Below are 19,602 nucleotides of genomic sequence, written 5' to 3'. Positions count from 1 at the left end.
GCGTGGCAGAGCTGCTGGAGGCCTTTTCTCGAGAATATAAGCGAAAGATTGAAGAGAGAATGAAGGGTATTGTCTCTGATTTGAATACGCCTGAAAACCTAAGGTCTGCCATGAATTATTCATTGGAGGCAGGAGGGAAAAGACTTCGCCCGCTGCTTGTTCTTGCTGTATTGCGTGCATTTGGGAAAAATCCGCTGATTGGTCTTGATACGGCCTGTGCGATTGAAATGATTCATACGTATTCATTAATACATGACGATTTGCCGAGCATGGATGACGACGACCTGCGCCGAGGTAAGCCGACTAATCATAAGGTGTATGGCGAGGCAACAGCGATCCTTGCTGGCGATGGATTACTCACCCTAGCTTTTGGGGTGATTGCTAACCAAGAGCAAGCTCGGCAGAACCCGGCCGTTGCCCTTGAATTGGTTGCTGAGCTTTCCAAGGCTGCGGGTGCAGAAGGAATGGTCGGCGGGCAGGTTGCTGATATGGAAGGTGAAATGAGGAACTTGAGTTTATCAGAGCTTGAATACATCCATGTACATAAAACTGGTAAACTGTTATCCTACAGCATTCTTGCAGGGGCCATTTTAGCTGGTGCAGATGATTGGGAGAAGGAGCATTTGCAGACGTATGCCCATCATCTTGGACTTGCCTTTCAAATCAGGGACGATATCCTCGATATCGAAGGAAGCGAAAGCAAGATTGGCAAGCCGGTGGGAAGTGATGAAACGAATCATAAGAGCACCTATCCTTCTCTCCTTTCCATGGAGGGGGCTAAGGAGAAGCTGGGTTTCCATGTTAATATGGCAAATGAAGCGCTCGGAAATACTAATTTCCAAGCCGGCATATTAGCTGAAATGCTGGAATTAGTTGCAAAAAGAGACCATTGATTGCCCATCGTTTCCACTGACATCCACTTACGTCCATTTAAGTTGTGTGCTATACTAATTGTACATTTCGAGTGGTGCAGTATTCTAGTCGGTCTACCGTTCTGGAGGGTGAGGCTAAAAATTCACTAGAGGGCACATCGATGAAGTTCGTTGGATTGGCTCGGAGCGCCCAGCTTTGGGTCGGTCCAGGGAGTAAGGAATTAGGGCGATCCACAATGGCATGTGGGCGATGACCCTGATTCCGCGGAGGCTTTATTCTCCTTTTGCAAGGGGGATATTGAAAAACCTGCATATCAGGAAACTGCGTGCAGCGTAGCCTGCCTTGAGTGAAGTATGAGGGGATTGCGTACTAGGCATATACATCAGTTGGCCATTGATATATTTGCTGGTCTGTCATGCATGAAATCTGCTTTGCAAAAGAGGCTAAGGAATTGGTTAAAGGCCGCCGGGGAAATCCCCTAGACTGTTCGTTCAATGACATATATAGAGGATTAAGGTGCGGACTAAGTGGCAATCCAGTCCAGCTTTCGGAGACGGGGCTGAGTTGGCTTTAAAGGGAAACCGCCGAGATGGCGACATTCGGCAGCTGATTGGGAAATCCTACTGGACCTAAGCCGTAAAATTAACTCTATTTATGGCCACTCGTTTCTATACGAAAAGAACAAAGCTTGCGCTTAGCAAGCTTTATTTTACATACAGGATGTGTCTTACTTACAACATGAAGGAAACTCTAAAGAAGACAGCGAAATGGACAATTACGATCTCAATCATTACATTTATATTAGCAGCTATCTTTACCGTGGCCTCTACGCTTTCCTTAAAGGGGGTAAGCTTTAGTGTTGGTCTTGCGATTGTACTTGTCATTGTACTAATTGGCATATTCTTTGATATGATTGGAATTGCAGCAACCGCCGCAGATGAAACGCCCTTTCATGCAATGGCATCGAAGCGGATTCACGGCGCGAAGCATTCCATTCGGATTATACGGAATGCAGACCGATTCGCGAGCTTTTGCAATGATGTGATTGGTGATATCTCTGGGATTGTAAGCGGGACAGCGGCTGCCCTCGTTATTACGCAGCTGGCTCTTCGTTTCCAATGGGGCGAAGCGTCTCCATCAGAGAGTATCAGTTCCATCGTTCTGACGAGTACGATCGCAGCATTAACCGTCGGAGGCAAAGCGATGGGAAAGACATTTGCCATCCAGCATTCTAAAGATATTATCTTTGGAGTCGGAAAAATGTTATCCTTTCTTGAGCGAAACTTCCAAATTGTTATAATAAAAGAAAATAGGGGCAAAACGACTCAAAAGAATACGAAACGAAAGTGAGTGATCCTGTTGGATCTATTGTCTATAAAGGACCCATCTTTTTTAAAGAAGATGACAAACGCAGAACTTGAAGCGTTGTCACAGGAAATAAGAACATTTTTGATTGAGCAGCTGTCAAAGACCGGCGGGCATATCGGCCCAAACCTAGGGGTAGTTGAACTTACCATTGCCTTGCATAAGGAGTTTAACAGCCCAAAGGATAAATTGTTATGGGATGTCGGCCACCAAAGCTATGTACACAAAATATTGACCGGACGCGCAAGCCAATTTGATACACTCCGTCAATACAAAGGACTGTGCGGCTTTCCAAAGATGAACGAAAGCAAGCATGATGTATGGGAAACAGGTCATAGCTCAACCTCCTTGTCGGCGGCGATGGGAATGGCCATTGCCCGGGATTTAAAAAAGGAGAAAAGCTATATTGTGCCTATTATCGGAGATGGTGCCCTGACAGGCGGCATGGCGCTTGAAGCCCTTAATCATATCGGCCATGAGAAAAAGGATATGATTGTGGTCCTAAATGATAATGAAATGTCTATCGCACCGAATGTCGGTGCCCTGCACTCCATTCTTGGCCGGATGAGAACAGCCGGGAAGTATAATTATGTCAAAGACGAACTGGAGCTTCTTCTTAAGAAAATCCCTGCAGTCGGCGGTAAGCTTGCAACTACAGCTGAACGCGTGAAGGATTCCCTTAAGTATCTCTTAGTGAGCGGAATGTTTTTCGAGGAGCTTGGGTTTACGTATCTCGGACCTGTTGATGGACATAACTTTGATGAATTATCTGAAAACCTAAAATATGCTAAAAAGACGAAAGGCCCTGTTTTGCTTCATGTGATTACGAAGAAGGGCAAAGGCTATGATCCTGCTGAAACGGATGCCGTAGGAACTTGGCATGGGACGGGTCCATATAAGATGGAAACTGGGGACATTATTAAGGAAGTCAATGCTCCTCCAGCTTGGAGTGCACTCGTCAGTGAAACTGTCAGACGGCTTGCACGCGAGGATGACCGTATAGTTGCCATTACACCGGCGATGCCGGTAGGCTCTAAGCTTCTTGGGTTTGCTAGTGAATTCCCGGATAGAATGTTTGATGTCGGCATTGCGGAGCAGCATGCCACCACCGTTGCAGCCGGGCTTGCGACTCAAGGGATGAAGCCATTTTTAGCCATCTATTCTACGTTCCTTCAGCGTGCCTATGACCAAATGCTGCATGACATTTGCCGCCAGAAATTAAATGTCTTTGTCGGGATCGATCGTGCCGGCCTTGTCGGTGCTGATGGAGAGACACATCAAGGGGTATTTGATATATCCTTCCTGCGTTCAATGCCGAATCTAGTGCTGATGATGCCTAAAGATGAGAATGAAGGGCAGCATATGGTTAATACAGCTATTAAATATAATGATGGTCCAATCGCGATGCGCTTCCCAAGAGGAAATGGTCTTGGTGTTGAGATGGATGAAGAATTAGAAATTATTCCAATCGGCACATGGGAAGTCCTTCGAGAAGGGAAGGATGCTGTTATTTTAACATTTGGAACGACTATTCCAATGGCGCTTGAAGCGGCAGAGGCAATGGCTCAGAAAGGCGTACAAGTTAAGGTCGTCAATGCTCGTTTCATCAAACCGCTTGATGCAGCTATGCTCTCTGAAATCTTGGCATCCAATCTTCCAATTCTCACTATTGAGGAGGCTGTCCTTGAAGGCGGGTTTGGCAGTGCCGTTTTAGAATTCGCTGAGGAGCACAGCTTTTCCCAAGCATATATTAAACGGATGGGAATTCCTGATGAATTTGTTGAACATGGCAGCGTAAGCAGGCTTCTTGCAGATATTCACTTGACTACAGAAGCTGCCATTGAACATTTAACGAAAATGACCTATAAAGAAACGAAAAAGGCGTATTAAAAATGAAAAAAGAACGAATTGATGTTTTATTAGTAGAAAGAGGCCTTGCTGAGACAAGGGAAAAGGCAAAAAGGGCAGTGATGGCAGGCTTGGTTTATTCCAATGAACTTCGGATGGATAAGCCTGGTGAAAAGATTGCCCAGGATGCCCCTCTTACCATAAAAGGACAGGTCATGCCCTATGTATCAAGGGGCGGATACAAGCTTGAAAAAGCCTTGTCCGAATTTGATTTATCCGTAAAGGATAAATTAATGATTGATATTGGCTCCTCCACTGGCGGATTCACCGATTGCGCCCTGCAAAATGGGGCCAAGAAATCCTATGCGGTGGATGTAGGATATAATCAGCTTGCCTGGAAGCTTCGCAATGACGAGCGTGTTATTGTCATGGAAAGAACGAATTTCCGTCATTCTGTTCCGGAGGACTTTACCGAGGGAATGCCTGAATTTGCCTCTATTGATGTTTCGTTTATTTCTTTGCGGCTAATCCTTCCAGCCTTAAAAAGGATATTAGTACCTGGGGGAGATGTTGTCTGCCTTGTGAAACCACAGTTTGAGGCAGGACGCGAGCAAGTAGGAAAGAAAGGAATTGTTCGTGACAAGAAGGTGCATTTGCAGGTTGTAGAGGATATGCGTGACTTTGTGGTAAGTGAGGGTTATATTCTGAAGGAGGCAACCTACAGTCCTATTACGGGTGGAGACGGGAATATTGAATTCTTATTCCATCTATACTGGCCGGGTGAAGACAAAGAGCTGACAGCCGATTTGCCTCATATAGACTTGGCTGAAGTCGTCGAGGAAGCTCATCAGACCTTAAAAGCAAAGAACGAAGAATCCTAATATAGAGATATCTATTCCCCCGCCGGCGTTTGTGCCGCGGGGGTTTGCTTTGTATACATCCTATGCATAAAAATACATGTACATTTACGACAAAATCCGCTAACATTAAGGGAGACGAAAGATCAACGTATAATGAGGGGTGTCAAAACCATGAATAAGGGACAAAGACATATAAAAATCCGCGATATCATTGCGAATAACAATATAGAGACACAGGATGATTTAGTTGATATTTTACGTGCTGAAGGGGTAAATGTAACCCAAGCAACCGTTTCAAGGGATATCAAGGAATTACATTTAGCGAAGGTACCTATGCAGGATGGGCGTTATAAATACAGTCTGCCTGCAGATCAGCGCTTCAACCCTTTGCAGAAATTAAAGCGGTCATTAATGGATGCCTTCGTTCGGATCGATTCTGCTAATAATCTGTTAGTTATGAAAACTTTGCCTGGCAATGCACAAGCTATTGGTGCGCTCATTGACAATTTGGATTGGGAAGAGATTCTTGGAACCATCTGTGGAGATGATACATGCTTAATTATTTGCCGGGAAAAGGAACAGGCAGATATTATAACAGAACGTTTCTTAGACATGTTGTAGAAAGTGGGATGAAAATATGTTATTGGAGCTATCCATTCGTAATTTCGCCATCATAGAGAAGCAGACTCTCGCTCTTCATCAAGGGCTGACAGTCCTGACAGGGGAAACTGGCGCAGGGAAGTCGATTATTATCGATGCCATTCAATTGTTAGTGGGAGGAAGAGGGTCAGCAGAGTTCATCCGTCACGGAGAAGACAAAGCAGAAATTGAAGGTTTTTTCCAATTACCTGACAATTCGCACCCGGCAATTTTAAAAGCACAGGAATTTGGCATTGAGTCAGAAGACAATGCAATCATCATTCAGCGTGCCATGTATATGTCCGGTAAAAGTATATGCCGTATAAACGGCAAGATGGTTACGATTTCAACGTTGAGAGAAATAGGGCGTAAGCTGATTGATATTCATGGCCAGCATGAGCATCAGGAGCTAATGGACCCCGATTATCACCTGCCGCTTCTTGATGAGTTCGGTGGACATGAAATCAATGAGGCTCTTGGGGAATATAAGCACCATTACAAGCAATACCATGAAACAAGACAATCGCTTAATAAACTGAGCGAAAATGAGCAAACGATGGCCCATCGGCTTGATTTGATCCAATTCCAATACAATGAGATAAAGAATGCGGGTCTTGAGCCTGATGAAGAAGACAGGCTGCTTGAAGAAAGGCAGAAGCTCAGCAATTTCGAGAGAGTCCATCAGAGCTTGAATAATGCTTATGGCTCCCTCAACAACGAGAATACCGGCCTTGACTGGGTTGGAAATGCGATGACAGAGCTCGAGAGAATTGAAAGCTTGGATGAAGAGTACCGGCAATTATCAGAAACAGTCAAGAATGCCTTTTATTTGTTGGAGGATGCGAAAAGCTCGGTTCGTACGCAGCTCGATATGCTTGAGTATGAACCGGAACGGCTGCATGATATAGAAGCCCGTTTGAATGAAATCAATCACCTGAAACGGAAATATGGCAATACAATTGATAAGATTCTTGAATATGGTGCGGCCATTGAAGAAGAAATAGACACGATATTAAACAGGGAAAGCCATATTGAGAAGCTGTCTAAACAGCTGGATTCTATAAAGAAGGAAGTACTGCTTGCTGGTGCTGAATTGACGGATAGAAGGAAGAAATACGCCATGTCCTTGACAGATGCCATTCATCAAGAGCTCAAGGAGCTATATATGGATAAAGCTGTATTTGATGTTCGATTCCTTGAACTGAAGGAATATGATGATTCCATTCATGAAAACGGATTGGATACAGTTGAATTTTATATATCCGCCAACCCGGGTGAACCTTTGAAGCCGCTTTCGAAAACTGCTTCAGGCGGGGAGCTTTCAAGAATTATGCTTGCCTTGAAGAATATTTTCTCCAAGCATCAAGGAATTACATCCATTATCTTTGATGAGGTGGATACAGGTGTCAGCGGGAGAGTTGCGCAGGCGATTGCTGAAAAGATCTATCGAGTCTCGAACGGTTCGCAGGTCCTTTGCATCAGCCATTTACCGCAGGTCGCCGCTATGGCTGATACTCATTTGTTCATTTCCAAGGAAATTATTGAAGGAAGAACGAAAACAAGCGTGAAACCTCTTGAGAAAGCGGAGCGTGTGGAAGAAATCGGCCGCATGATTTCTGGGAAGGAGCTCACATCCTTGACTGAGGAGCATGTCCGGGAAATGCTTGATCAGGCGGAACATATTAAAGCTGCTATGGTATAAGAAAAGCTTATGGCGGAGAAACTGAATAGATAGGAATAATCACGGAAAACTGATGAATCCCTTCATCAGTTTTTTGTTATTCATGATGTTATTCCTATCCAGAATGGGCAGCTTTTTATTTGCAGGGAAGGTTATAAAGAAGCCCTCTCCCGGAAAAATTAAAGACGTAGCCAAAGAAACGAGGAGTGTGGATGGATGAAAAGAATACCATTAAGAAAAACAGCTGGTATAATCCTCCTTGTTTCATTGTTAGCGATTTTCTTTAGCCACCCATTACAACAATACTTTGCAATTCCCACCAATGTAACCCTTTTTGAAGGACAAGAAAAAGCTTTAACGAAGAGTGATCTGCTGAAGGCAGAAGTGGTCTCTGCCAGCAACAGCGTGTCGATTGCAAAAGAGTCAGATGCATTAAGCATCCATGCAGCAAAAAGTGGATACGATCAAGTTGTCCTGAATATTGCAGGTATCCCAGTCAAGAAAATGAATATCGAGGTTTTGAAGGATTTTAAGGTCATTCCAGGAGGCCAATCGATTGGCGTGAAATTAAATACGCTTGGCGTGCTGGTCGTCGGACATCACCAAATAACAACTGAAAAGGGCGCTCTGTCCCCGGGCGAAATTGCCGGGATTAAGGTCGGAGATATCATTATGGCCATAAACGGACAGAAAATCACGAAAATGCAGGATGTAGCCCCGTTCGTCAACGGATATCGAGGATCTGCAGAACCTTTGGTTGTAGATATATTTCGTGATAATGAAAAGATTACCAGGAAGATTGAGCCTTTAAAAGATAAAAACGAGGAAGTATATAAGCTTGGTCTCTATATTCGCGATTCTGCGGCAGGAATCGGAACGATGACCTTCTATCACCCGGAAACAAGGAAATACGGAGCATTGGGACATGTCATCTCTGATATGGATACAAAGAAACCGATTGTGGTGAAGGATGGGCAGATTGTGAAATCTACCGTCACCTCGATCGAAAAGGGAAGCAACGGAAATCCAGGTGAAAAGCTGGCCCGGTTCGCGGCTGATCGTGAAGTGATTGGGAATATCACTCGTAATTCCCCATTCGGTATTTTCGGCCGTTTGACAAAGCAGATGGAAAACGGCATTAAGAACACACCACTTCCAATCGCTTTATCCAATGAGGTAGAAGAAGGTCCGGCAGAGATTTATACAGTTGTGGAAGGAAATAAGGTTGAAAAGTTCGGGATTGAAATTATCAGTACTATACCTCAAAAGTTTCCTGCAACAAAGGGCATGGTTCTGAAGGTGACAGACAAAAGATTATTGAGCAAGACCGGAGGAATCGTCCAAGGAATGAGCGGAAGTCCAATCATTCAAAAGGGAAAAGTTGTTGGAGCGGTTACGCATGTATTCGTCAATGACCCGACAAGCGGGTACGGGGTTCATATTGAATGGATGCTCAACGAAGCAGGTATAGATATTTATCAAAAGGACTCGAAAGCAGGTTGATTAAAACCTGCTTTTTTTTAGTCGAAACAGAGCGTTTTCACAGTGGATTCGACAAATTTGGATGGAAGTTTGTAAAAAGATGTGAAAAAGGTCGAAAAAAGGAGTAAACAAAAGAGAAACTTGTTTAAATCATTCTTTTTAAGCATTTTTTGATTTTTAGGTACTTTTTATATTGCAATGTCGAATATCTCGGTTAGAATAAAGTATAGAAATACTAGTAAATATAGGAAAATGAGTTTTGAGGAGGATATCTGGTTGAAAAAAATAAAAGTATGTATTGTTGATGATAATCGTGAACTTGTTGCTTTATTGGAAGAGTATATTAGTGAACAGCCGGATATGGAAGTGATCGGGGTAGCCCATAATGGCCAGGATTGCCTGAGTATGCTTGAACAAGTAAGTCCAGACGTGTTGGTCCTTGATATCATTATGCCCCATTTAGATGGTTTGGCTGTTTTGGAAAGAATAAAGGACTCTCAAAAAGGCACTTCTATTCCTAATGTCATCATGCTGACTGCTTTTGGCCAGGAGGACGTGACAAAAAAAGCGGTAGAGCTTGGTGCTTCCTATTTCATCCTGAAGCCATTTGATATGGAAAACCTCGTCAATCATATTAGGCAATCCGGTGAAAAAGGCGCTGGAATTGCACGTTCAAACAGCTATGCCCCGAGGCAGCCTGTAGAGTCGAAACCAATTAACTTAGATGCGAGTATCACTAGTATTATCCATGAGATTGGTGTACCGGCACATATCAAGGGCTATCTGTACTTAAGAGAAGCTATTTCTATGGTATACAATGATATCGAGCTGTTAGGGTCCATCACAAAGGTCCTCTATCCTGATATTGCCAAGAAATACAATACAACTGCAAGCCGGGTGGAACGGGCTATCCGTCATGCAATTGAAGTGGCATGGAGCAGGGGGAATATTGAATCCATCTCTTCATTATTTGGCTATACAGTCAGCATGACAAAGGCGAAACCCACCAATTCAGAATTCATTGCGATGGTGGCTGATAAACTCCGCCTTGAGCATAAAGCCTCATAAGCCGTTATGCCTCGCATTTATGATGAATAAATACTTAAAACGCTATCAAACTTTATGCAAAAGCACCATTACTGCCGAATTGTGATATTATGCGGTAATAATGGTGTTTTTTATTGTATGCTAGAGAGGAATGAACTAGAGAGAACGGAGGTTTTTTCGTGACACTTATATTTGGACATAGGGGATATGCGGCCCTCTATCCCGAGAATACTATGATATCGTTTAAGGAGGCTCTAAATGCAGGTGCGGACGGAATTGAGCTTGATGTGCAGCTGAGTCTGGACGGTGAATTAGTCGTGATTCATGATCCAACAGTTGACCGTACGACAGATGGAACGGGCTCTGTCCGTGAGTTATCGCTTGAAGAGTTAAGGAAACTAAATGCAGCGAATAATTCCAAGACAGTGGAATTTGCGGGAATCCCGACATTAAGAGAAGTGATGGAATGGCTGTCTGGAACGAATCTCCTCCTGAATATTGAATTGAAGAATGCAATCTATCCATATGAGGGGATGGAGGAGAAAGTGATTGAGCTGATACGAGAATTTGGTTTGGAGGATAGGGTCATTCTTTCTTCCTTCAATCATTACAGTCTTGTTTATTGCTACCGGCTTGCACCCGATATTGAGACGGCCCCTTTATACTCAGATGGACTTTATATGCCATGGGTGTATGCGGAATCGATTCGGGCAAAATCGATCCACCCAAAATTTCGCGCAGCACCTGATGGAATAATCAAGCAATGCCAGGAAGCAGGAATAGCGGTGAGACCTTATACGGTAAACCGAAAAGGGGATATGAAACGCTTATTTAAGGCAGGCTGCTCTGCTTTTATCACGGATGACCCCGACCTCGCCATCCAGCTGCGGAAGGATTATGAATGACATAGGGGTTTGGAGGAATGTCAGTTTACCGTTTATTTTGCGGGCTTTCTTTCTTCTTGCCTTCCTTGTCGATTCCGTTTCGGATATCGTCGGAAGGTTTAAAAAAAGAAATCTGATAAACCGACATACATAGCGAGTGAACCCCTTTCCGACATATAGAGGCTTGCATGGCCAAGAAATATGTAGGGAATATAGGTATAATGGACTATTTCTTTTTCGGGATGGACGAAAATAAAACCCGGCAATTGAGGCTCGACCTCTTTGCCGGGTTTATTTTTGGACAGGGCGTCTTTTGAAGCGATCCTGCACATTATTTCGTTTGCGATCTCGATAAAAAATAAATCCTCCAATAAAGGCTAAGCCGCCAGCAAACAAGAAAAAACCTACTAAAAATTGTACCCATAAAGCGGGTAAGAGAGGACTTAATTTCCCAAAAAGCATATCTCTCATCCACTTGATACCAAGTGCCGTGCAAAAGCCCGGAATCAATAAAAGGATAAACGCAACCGCACGCTGCATTTCATTTCACCCTCACCTAATGAAAGTATCTTACTTATTCATCTTTATAAAATTCGGAAGTTATGTCAAGTTTTTTCAGGATAAATATGGTAGTATTAATGTGAAAAAAATTGCATGCCGAGAGAAGCTTGGGGGGAGTACATGGAAAGAACAGTGCTGATTATCGGAGCAGGGAATGGAGGAACAGCTATTCTCAACTTCCTGCTGATGGCGAAGGATTACCGCGTAATCGGCGTCATTGATTCTAACCCGGATGCAGAAGGAATGAAGCTCGCACGCATATATCAGATTGAAACAGCAAGCAGCTGGTCTCGTTTGATTAAGCATCCGCCTGATATCATTTTTGAAGTAACAGGCAATGATAACGTCTATCAAGAAATTGCTCGTGAGAAGGAAGAAGAGACCATCCTAGTTCAGGGACGGGTTGCCTTTATTCTGGCAAACCTCATCCAGGAAAAAGAGGAATTAATGAAGAAATCCCAGGAAGAGGCATACTTGCGCGAGCTCGTTTTTAACATCTCGGATAATGGAATGATTGTGATCAATAAAGATGAACAAGTTGTTTTCTTTAATCAAGAAGCGGAGAATTTAACAGGAATAAAGGCAGAGAACGCCGTTGGATATTCTATACAAGCGGTTATGCCCGCCTCTTCTCTCCCTCGCATTATCCGAACAGCAATGACAGAGAGCAATCAGCGGGCAAGGCTTGATAATGGACGGGACATTCTTACGACAAGGATGCCCATCAAGAATGAACAAGGGGAGATCTTAGGCGCATTTGCCATTTTCAAAGGTATTACAGAAATGACCCGTCTTGCAGAAGAAATCACGAATTTAAAGCATATCCAAAAAATGCTTGAAGCAATCATTCATTCAAGCGATGATGCTATTTCTGTTGTCGATGAAAAGGGTGCAGGGCTCTTGATAAACCCAGCATATTCAAGGATTACCGGTCTCGAGGAATCAGATGTAATCGGCAAGCCTGCGACAGCAGACATCGTTGAAGGCGAGAGCATGCATATGCAGGTACTAAAAACCCAGAAGCCGGTTCGTGGAGCACGGATGAAGGTTGGTCCGGCTAAGCGGGATGTGATCGTTAATGTGGCGCCGATCATGGTAAACGGCGAGCTGAAGGGCAGTGTCGGGGTCATCCATGATTTATCCGAGATCCAGAACTTAACGAAGGAACTGCAGCGCGCTCGTCAAATGATTCGCAAGATTGAAGCAAAGTATACCTTTGACGATATCATTGGTGAATCAAAGGAAATGAGCCTATGCCTTGAACAAGCCAGGCTGTATGCGCGAACCTCTGCAACTGTCTTATTAAGAGGGGAATCGGGGACGGGCAAGGAATTATTTGCCCATGCAATCCATAATGCCAGCGATCGTAAATATAACCAATTTGTTCGTGTGAATTGTGCAGCAATCGCAGAATCCCTGCTTGAAAGCGAGTTGTTTGGCTATGAGGAGGGAGCCTTCTCCGGGGCTAAAAGAGGCGGAAAGAAAGGCTTTTTCGAGGAGGCTCATAAAGGGAGTATTTTCTTAGATGAGATTGGCGAACTAACTCCCGGTACACAGGCGAAATTACTCCGTGTACTTCAGGAAGGAGAAATCCTGCGCGTAGGTGGAACGAAACCGATTCAAATTGATGTACGGGTTATTGCTGCAACCAATGTCAATTTGGAGAAAGCCATTGCAAATGGGACATTTCGGGAGGATTTGTATTACCGAATAAACCGGATGCCCATCTATATACCGCCGCTGAGGGAAAGACCAAGGGATATAGCCCCTCTCAGCATTCATCTGCTTAAGAAGCTGAACGAAGAATATGGCCGTGATATTAAGACAATCAGCCCGGATGCCATTCAGGTTCTTGAAGGGTATAGCTGGCCAGGGAATGTACGGGAGCTGGAGAATATCCTGGGCAGAGCTATTATTTTCATGGATATGCATGAACGAATGCTTCAGAAAACCCATTTACCCTCTTTGTTTTTGAAAAATGAACAATATGAGGAACGTAATCAAGAACATATCCGATTGGAAAACTCAGTGAGTCTGGCTGAACAGCTGGCAAATGTTGAAAAAGAAATCATCCAAAGGACGTTAAAAGAGCTGCATGGCAATAAAACGGCGACTGCCCGGCAATTGGGTCTTTCCATACGAAACCTATACTATAAATTAACGAAATATAATTCAGAATAATTTTGCGTGCAAAAATTTTCATTTTTGAAATAAATTGCACGATTATTATATTATCTATATTCTTTTATTGAAGCATGATGGTTTTGGCATGATTCTTGCATTATTTATTATTGGCTTTCCGGAAAAGTAATATTTTCTCAAAATACAAAAAAGAGAACCGGAGTCTGCTAGACTTTGAAGAAGATGAGAGGGGAAATGACAGATGGAGCTTTTCAAATATATGGAGCAATATGATTATGAGCAATTATTATTTGTACAGGATAGGCAATCTGGATTGAAGGCGATCATCGCTATTCATGATACAACGCTAGGGCCAGCTCTTGGCGGCACAAGAATGTGGACATATGAATCAGAGGATGCAGCTATTGAGGATGCCCTGCGTCTTGCTAAAGGGATGACGTATAAGAATGCTGCTGCAGGCCTAAACCTTGGAGGAGGGAAAACCGTCATAATTGGCGATCCGCGCAAGGACAAGAACGAAGAAATGTTTCGTGCGTTCGGCCGTTATATCCAAGGGCTTAATGGTCGTTATATCACGGCTGAGGATGTAGGCACGACAGTAGCTGATATGGATATTATCCATGAAGAGACGGATTATGTTACAGGTATCTCTCCGGCATTTGGTTCATCTGGCAATCCATCTCCAGTAACGGCATTTGGTGTTTACCGCGGGATGAAAGCAGCCGCTAAGGAAGCGTTTGGTACAGACTCTCTTGAAGGAAAAGTCATCGCGGTCCAAGGTGTAGGCAATGTAGCCTTTAATTTATGCAAGCATCTGCATGAAGAGGGAGCTCAATTGATCGTAACCGACATCAACAAAGATAGCGTTCAAATGGCTGTAGAACAATTTGGTGCCAAAGCCGTTGACCCTAATGAGATTTATGGTGTTGACTGTGACATTTATGCTCCATGTGCACTAGGGGCAACGATTAATGATTACACAATTCCGCAATTAAAGGCGAAGGTCATTGCCGGTGCGGCCAATAATCAACTCAAAGAAACAAGACATGGCGATGCCATCCATGAGATGGGGATTGTTTATGCTCCAGATTATGTCATCAATGCCGGCGGAGTCATCAATGTAGCTGATGAGCTCTATGGCTACAATCAAGAGCGCGCATTAAAGAAGGTAGAGCTGATTTACAATAATATTGAACGAGTTATCGAAATTGCCAAACGTGACGGAATTCCAACCTATATGGCAGCAGACCGTATGGCTGAGGAGCGAATTGAAAAGCTCAAGAATTCAAGAAGCCAATTTCTCATGAATGGGCGTCATATTTTAAATCGTCGCCGCTAAAAGAGATGATAGTCCTTCATCTCTTGGAGGCTGTCAGGATTGAACATAGATAATGACGCCGCCAAATAGGCGGCGATTCATACAGGGAAGGGTGTCTTTTATGTCGACAGAGTATGATCTTGTTATCCTCGGTGGAGGAACAGGCGGATATGTTGCTGCTATTCGAGCCTCTCAGCTCGGTTTAAAAACGGCTATTGTCGAAGCAGGTAAACTTGGGGGAACATGTCTTCATGCCGGATGCATTCCTTCAAAGGCATTGCTGAGAAGTGCTGAGGTATATCAAACCGTAAGAAAGTCTGCAGACTTTGGTGTTCAGTCAGAAGGAGCAGCTCTCGACTTCAAAGCTGTACAAAAACGGAAGCAAAGCATTGTAGATAAACTGCATGCTGGTGTCCAATACTTAATCAAACAAGGAAAGATTGATCTTTATGAGGGGTATGGCCGTCTTTTAGGTCCTTCGATTTTCTCGCCAATGCCTGGTACGGTTTCCGTCGAAATGAATAATGGCGAGGAAAATGAAATCCTTATTCCGAAAAATGTCCTTCTTGCCACTGGATCGAGACCGAGGACGCTTGCTGGTCTGGCCATTGATGGCGAAACGGTAATAACCTCTGATGAGGCTTTAACACTTGATAAGCTACCATCATCCATGCTGATAATCGGCGGTGGAGTCATTGGTGTTGAATGGGCGTCCATGCTTCGTGATTTTGATGTGGATGTGACGATTGTCGAATATGCGGATCGAATTCTGCCTTTAGAGGACAAGGATTTATCCAAAGCAATGGAAAAGGCATTGAAGAAAAAAGGAATTAACATCATAACAGGGTCTAAAGTACTGCCTGAAACACTTTCAACCGAGAGTGGTCTGTCCATTTCAGCCCAGGAAAATGGAACTACTAAGGAGTATAAAGCAGAAAAAATGCTTGTGTCAGTTGGCCGTGATGCCAATACGAGTGGAATAGGGTTAGAGAATACCGATATCGAGATCAAGGGAGGATTCATATGTGTAAATGAATTCTTTCAAACGAAAGAATCCCATATTTATGCCATTGGTGATTGCATCGGCGGAATGCAGCTGGCCCATGTGGCAAGTCATGAGGGAATCAAGGCGGTGGAACATATGGCAGGCTTAAAGCCGGAGCCAATCCAATACGATTTCATCCCGCGCTGTATTTACAGCAGTCCAGAGGCAGCAAGCGTCGGTATTACGGAAGAGGAAGCAAAGAAGAGAGGTCATAAGGTGAAGGTCGGGAAATTCCCGTTTCAAGCTTTAGGCAAGGCATTGGTGTTTGGAGAAACGGAGGGATTTGCGAAAATCATCTCTGATGAAGAAACCGATGATCTTCTGGGCGTTCATATGATTGGACCTCATGTAACTGACATGATATCAGAAGCAGGTCTTGCGCTTGTCTTGAATGCAACAGCATGGGAGGTTGCTTCAAGCATACATCCGCACCCTTCCTTGTCAGAGGTAATTGGGGAGGCGGCCCTTGCGGTGGATGGTATGGCACTGCATTTGTAATAAAAGAGATTGATAGGGGGAATTTAGATGGCTGAGGCTAGACATGAATCGTTAGGATTATCCAATCAAACTGTATTAGATATGTATGAAACCATGCTTTTGGCAAGAAGACTAGACGAGCGTATGTGGTTATTAAATCGTTCAGGCAAGATTCCATTTGTTATCTCCTGTCAGGGGCAGGAGGCAGCTCAGGTCGGTGCTGCCTTTGCGCTGGACAGGAAAAAAGATTATGTTCTTCCTTACTATCGGGATATGGGGGTTGTCTTGACCTTTGGAATGACAGCCAAGCAGCTCATGCTGTCAGGATTTGCGAAGGCAGAGGATCCCAATTCAGGCGGCAGACAGATGCCTGGTCACTTTGGACAGAAGGAAAACCGAATTGTTACTGGGTCATCGCCTGTGACGACTCAAGTGCCGCATGCAGTCGGCATTGCGCTGGCAGGGAAGATGCAAAATAAAGATTTGGTGACATTTGTTACCTTCGGGGAAGGATCATCCAATCAAGGGGATTTCCATGAAGGGGCAAATTTTGCCGGGGTACATAAGCTGCCGGTCATCCTGATGTGTGAAAACAATCAATATGCCATCTCTGTGCCGGTTGAAAAGCAGCTCGCCTGCGAACGGGTATCCGACCGGGCGTCAGGCTATGGAATGCCTGGAGTAACAGTTAACGGTAATGACCCGCTTGAGGTATATAAAGCGGTAAAGGAAGCGGCAGACAGAGCAAGAAACGGCGGCGGCCCAAGCTTGATTGAGACCGTATCTTACCGGCTGACCCCCCATTCAAGCGATGATGATGATCGTTCCTACCGTGCTCCTGATGAAGTGGCAGAGGCAAAAACAAATGACCCAATCATCACATTTGGCGCTTATTTGAAGGAGAACGGAGTTTTGAATGATGAACTTGAGGGAGAAATCAATAAACGTGTAATGAAGCTTGTGAACGAAGCGACGGAATATGCGGAAAATGCACCTTATGCACAGGCAGAGACTGCAATGAATCATGTGTATGACGAAGGGAAGGGGGCGGTTTAATGCCGGTTATATCTTATATTGATGCCGTGACCATGGCTTTAAGAGAAGAAATGGAAAGAGACGAGAGGGTATTTGTTCTCGGTGAGGATGTAGGCAAAAAGGGAGGCGTCTTTAAGGCTACTGCTGGATTGTACGACCAATTCGGAGAGGCGCGTGTGCTTGACACGCCGCTTGCTGAATCGGCGATTGCTGGTGTCGGTATTGGTGCGGCCATGTATGGTATGCGCCCAGTCGCCGAGATGCAATTTGCTGATTTCATTATGCCGGCTGTGAACCAAATTATCTCTGAAGCAGCGAAAATACGCTATCGCTCCAATAATGACTGGCACTGTCCAATCGTGATAAGGGCCCCGTTTGGAGGAGGAGTTCATGGAGCGCTTTATCATTCGCAATCAGTTGAAGCCATCTTTGCCAATCAGCCGGGGCTGAAGGTTGTCATACCTTCCACACCATACGATACGAAGGGGCTTTTGAAGGCTGCCATCCGAGACGAGGACCCCGTGTTGTTTTTTGAGCATAAGCGAGCGTATCGCTTAATTAAAGGCGAGGTCCCGACAGATGATTATGTTTTGCCAATCGGAAAGGCAGACGTGAAACGAGAGGGCGAAGATATCACGGTCGTTACCTACGGGCTATGTGTCCATTTTGCTCTCCAAGCTGCAGAGAAGCTTGAAAAGGATGGTATCTCCGCTCATATTCTTGACCTTAGAACGGTCTATCCGCTTGATAAGGAAGCCATCATTGAAGCGGCAAGAAAAACCGGCAAGGTTCTATTGGTGACAGAGGATACAAAGGAAGGCAGCATCATGAGCGAGGTCTCGGCCATCATTGCGGAGCATTGCCTATTTGATTTGGATGCGCCGATTAAGAGACTGGCCGGGCCGGATGTTCCTGCGATGCCTTACGCACCAACAATGGAGAAATTCTTCATGGTGAACCCTGATAAAGTGGAAAAGGCAATGAAGGAATTGGCAGAATTCTAGACAACTAGGAGGGAGGAGTTAACAATGGCTATAGAAAAAATGAAAATGCCCCAGCTTGGGGAAAGTGTAACAGAGGGTACGATTTCTAACTGGCTAGTGAAGCCGGGCGACCATGTGGAGAAGTACGATCCAATAGCAGAGGTAATGACGGATAAAGTGAATGCTGAAGTACCTTCCTCGTTTACTGGAACCATCAAGGAATTGCTCATAGAAGAAGGGGAGACCGTGCCAGTCGGTGAGCTGATTTGCAGCATAGAAATAGAAACAGAAGGAACAGGAACTGATACAGAAGACAAACCGGAAACAGCTCCTGTGAAAGTGGAGAATCAAGAGGGAAAAGGGACCCCTTCAGAGGCGAAACCGCGTTTTTCACCTGCTGTGCTAAGACTTTCCGAAGAGCATAATATTGATTTGAAAACTCTCACAGGAACAGGTGCAGGGGGAAGAATTACTCGTAAGGATGTCTTGAATGCCGTTGAAAATGGTGTATCAAGGAAGATATCAGCTGAACCTGAGACAAAAGCGGAGGTATCAGCCCCTAAAGAACAAGAGCGAGAAACGGCTCAAAGAAAGGAAACGATTCAAACGGCCGCAAATGATACCATTATCCCGGTCACAGGTGTCCGTAAGGCCATTGCAAAGAATATGACTAGAACGAAGCAGGAGATACCTCATGCTTGGACAATGGTGGAAGCAGATGTCACCGGACTTGTATCTGCTCGTGATGCCTTGAAGAAAGCGTTTAAGGAGGGTGAGGGCTATAATCTGACGTATTTTGCCTTCTTCGTTAAAGCTGTGGCACAAGCACTTAAGGAGTTCCCAGAAATGAATTCAATGTGGGATGGAGACAGAATTATCCACAAGAAAGACATCAATTTATCGATTGCCGTGGCGACAGATGATGCATTGTATGTGCCGGTCATTAAGCATGCCGATGAGAAAACGATAAAAGGAATTGCCCGCGAGATTCATGAACTGGCTGGTAAGGTGCGTTCCGGAAAGCTATCCGTGAATGATATGCAGGGAGGAACATTCACCGTAAATAATACCGGTTCATTTGGTTCCATCCAATCCATGGGTATTATCAACTATCCGCAGGCAGCCATCCTTCAGGTGGAATCCATTGTGAAGCGGCCGGTTGTGATGGAAGGGAATATGATTGCTATTAGAGATATGGTTAATCTTTGTCTTTCCATCGACCATCGTATGCTTGATGGTTTAGTGGCCGGACGTTTCTTGGCAAGGATTAAAGAAATCCTTGAAGGAACAAGTGAAAAAACGGTTTCGATTTATTAATGATTTCTGCTGGAACTGGATGAGCCTTTCATCCAGTTCTTTTTA

At 44.4% G+C, this 19,602-nt stretch carries 16 protein-coding genes; 15 read left to right on the top strand and 1 reads right to left on the bottom strand.

Annotated features, from left to right (window positions below):
- Positions 1 to 2 precede the first annotated feature (2 nt).
- The 9 genes from ACI35L_RS11180 to ACI35L_RS11140 all read left to right on the top strand — a co-directional run bounded on the left by ACI35L_RS11180 (position 3) and on the right by ACI35L_RS11140 (position 10,700).
- Positions 3 to 893 carry a polyprenyl synthetase family protein gene (locus ACI35L_RS11180; RefSeq protein ID WP_049670195.1) on the top strand — a complete coding sequence of 297 codons (891 nt, stop codon included), beginning with the start codon at positions 3 to 5 and terminating at the stop codon, positions 891 to 893.
- Between the two features lie 718 nt (positions 894 to 1,611).
- Positions 1,612 to 2,223 (top strand): hypothetical protein, encoded by a 612-nt coding sequence (locus tag ACI35L_RS11175; protein WP_049670196.1) that lies wholly within the window; start codon positions 1,612 to 1,614, stop codon positions 2,221 to 2,223.
- Positions 2,224 to 2,232: 9 nt separating this feature from the next.
- Entirely contained in the window at positions 2,233 to 4,128 is a 1,896-nt protein-coding gene (gene dxs / locus ACI35L_RS11170; RefSeq protein WP_049672816.1) for a 1-deoxy-D-xylulose-5-phosphate synthase, read from the top strand.
- A gap of 2 nt (positions 4,129 to 4,130) precedes the next feature.
- Entirely contained in the window at positions 4,131 to 4,967 is an 837-nt protein-coding gene (locus tag ACI35L_RS11165; RefSeq protein WP_049670197.1) for a TlyA family RNA methyltransferase, read from the top strand.
- Between the two features lie 150 nt (positions 4,968 to 5,117).
- Positions 5,118 to 5,567, top strand: a complete 450-nt coding sequence (gene ahrC / locus ACI35L_RS11160; RefSeq protein ID WP_049670198.1) for a transcriptional regulator AhrC/ArgR — start codon at positions 5,118 to 5,120, stop codon at positions 5,565 to 5,567.
- A gap of 16 nt (positions 5,568 to 5,583) precedes the next feature.
- Positions 5,584 to 7,287 carry a DNA repair protein RecN gene (gene recN, locus ACI35L_RS11155; RefSeq protein WP_049670199.1) on the top strand — a complete coding sequence of 568 codons (1,704 nt, stop codon included), beginning with the start codon at positions 5,584 to 5,586 and terminating at the stop codon, positions 7,285 to 7,287.
- Positions 7,288 to 7,482: 195 nt separating this feature from the next.
- The gene (spoIVB, locus tag ACI35L_RS11150; protein ID WP_439802912.1) at positions 7,483 to 8,769 is read left to right on the top strand and encodes a SpoIVB peptidase; all 1,287 of its coding nucleotides are present in this window, start codon (positions 7,483 to 7,485) and stop codon (positions 8,767 to 8,769) included.
- A 255-nt stretch (positions 8,770 to 9,024) separates the two neighbouring features.
- A complete protein-coding gene (spo0A, locus tag ACI35L_RS11145; protein ID WP_049670201.1) occupies positions 9,025 to 9,816 on the top strand; it encodes a sporulation transcription factor Spo0A in 792 nt (263 codons plus the stop codon).
- A gap of 158 nt (positions 9,817 to 9,974) precedes the next feature.
- Positions 9,975 to 10,700 carry a glycerophosphodiester phosphodiesterase gene (locus ACI35L_RS11140; protein ID WP_049670202.1) on the top strand — a complete coding sequence of 242 codons (726 nt, stop codon included), beginning with the start codon at positions 9,975 to 9,977 and terminating at the stop codon, positions 10,698 to 10,700.
- A 270-nt stretch (positions 10,701 to 10,970) separates the two neighbouring features.
- Here the strand turns inward: ACI35L_RS11140 and ACI35L_RS11135 are convergent, their stop codons facing one another.
- Positions 10,971 to 11,219, bottom strand: a complete 249-nt coding sequence (locus ACI35L_RS11135; RefSeq protein WP_049670203.1) for a DUF2627 domain-containing protein — start codon at positions 11,217 to 11,219, stop codon at positions 10,971 to 10,973.
- 141 nt (positions 11,220 to 11,360) lie between these two features.
- On the opposite strand from ACI35L_RS11135, the gene ACI35L_RS11130 reads away from it, so the two are divergent.
- The 6 genes from ACI35L_RS11130 to ACI35L_RS11105 all read left to right on the top strand — a co-directional run bounded on the left by ACI35L_RS11130 (position 11,361) and on the right by ACI35L_RS11105 (position 19,557).
- Positions 11,361 to 13,421 (top strand): sigma 54-interacting transcriptional regulator, encoded by a 2,061-nt coding sequence (locus tag ACI35L_RS11130; protein WP_049670204.1) that lies wholly within the window; start codon positions 11,361 to 11,363, stop codon positions 13,419 to 13,421.
- Positions 13,422 to 13,623: 202 nt separating this feature from the next.
- Positions 13,624 to 14,721, top strand: coding sequence for a branched-chain amino acid dehydrogenase (bcd, locus tag ACI35L_RS11125; RefSeq protein WP_049670205.1), 1,098 nt, complete (start codon positions 13,624 to 13,626; stop codon positions 14,719 to 14,721).
- 100 nt (positions 14,722 to 14,821) lie between these two features.
- A complete protein-coding gene (lpdA, locus tag ACI35L_RS11120; protein ID WP_049670206.1) occupies positions 14,822 to 16,243 on the top strand; it encodes a dihydrolipoyl dehydrogenase in 1,422 nt (473 codons plus the stop codon).
- 27 nt (positions 16,244 to 16,270) lie between these two features.
- The gene (locus ACI35L_RS11115) at positions 16,271 to 17,278 is read left to right on the top strand and encodes a thiamine pyrophosphate-dependent dehydrogenase E1 component subunit alpha (protein ID WP_049670207.1); all 1,008 of its coding nucleotides are present in this window, start codon (positions 16,271 to 16,273) and stop codon (positions 17,276 to 17,278) included.
- Positions 17,278 to 18,261 (top strand): alpha-ketoacid dehydrogenase subunit beta, encoded by a 984-nt coding sequence (locus ACI35L_RS11110; RefSeq protein ID WP_439802911.1) that lies wholly within the window; start codon positions 17,278 to 17,280, stop codon positions 18,259 to 18,261. The genes ACI35L_RS11115 and ACI35L_RS11110 overlap by 1 nt, the downstream gene beginning before the upstream one ends.
- Positions 18,262 to 18,285: 24 nt before the next feature.
- Positions 18,286 to 19,557 (top strand): dihydrolipoamide acetyltransferase family protein, encoded by a 1,272-nt coding sequence (locus ACI35L_RS11105; protein ID WP_439802910.1) that lies wholly within the window; start codon positions 18,286 to 18,288, stop codon positions 19,555 to 19,557.
- Positions 19,558 to 19,602: the final 45 nt, after the last annotated feature.

This window comes from Pradoshia sp., assembly GCF_051873915.1.
In the GTDB taxonomy this organism is placed as follows: domain Bacteria; phylum Bacillota; class Bacilli; order Bacillales; family Pradoshiaceae; genus Pradoshia.
This window is presented reverse-complemented; position numbering and strand designations above follow the sequence as displayed.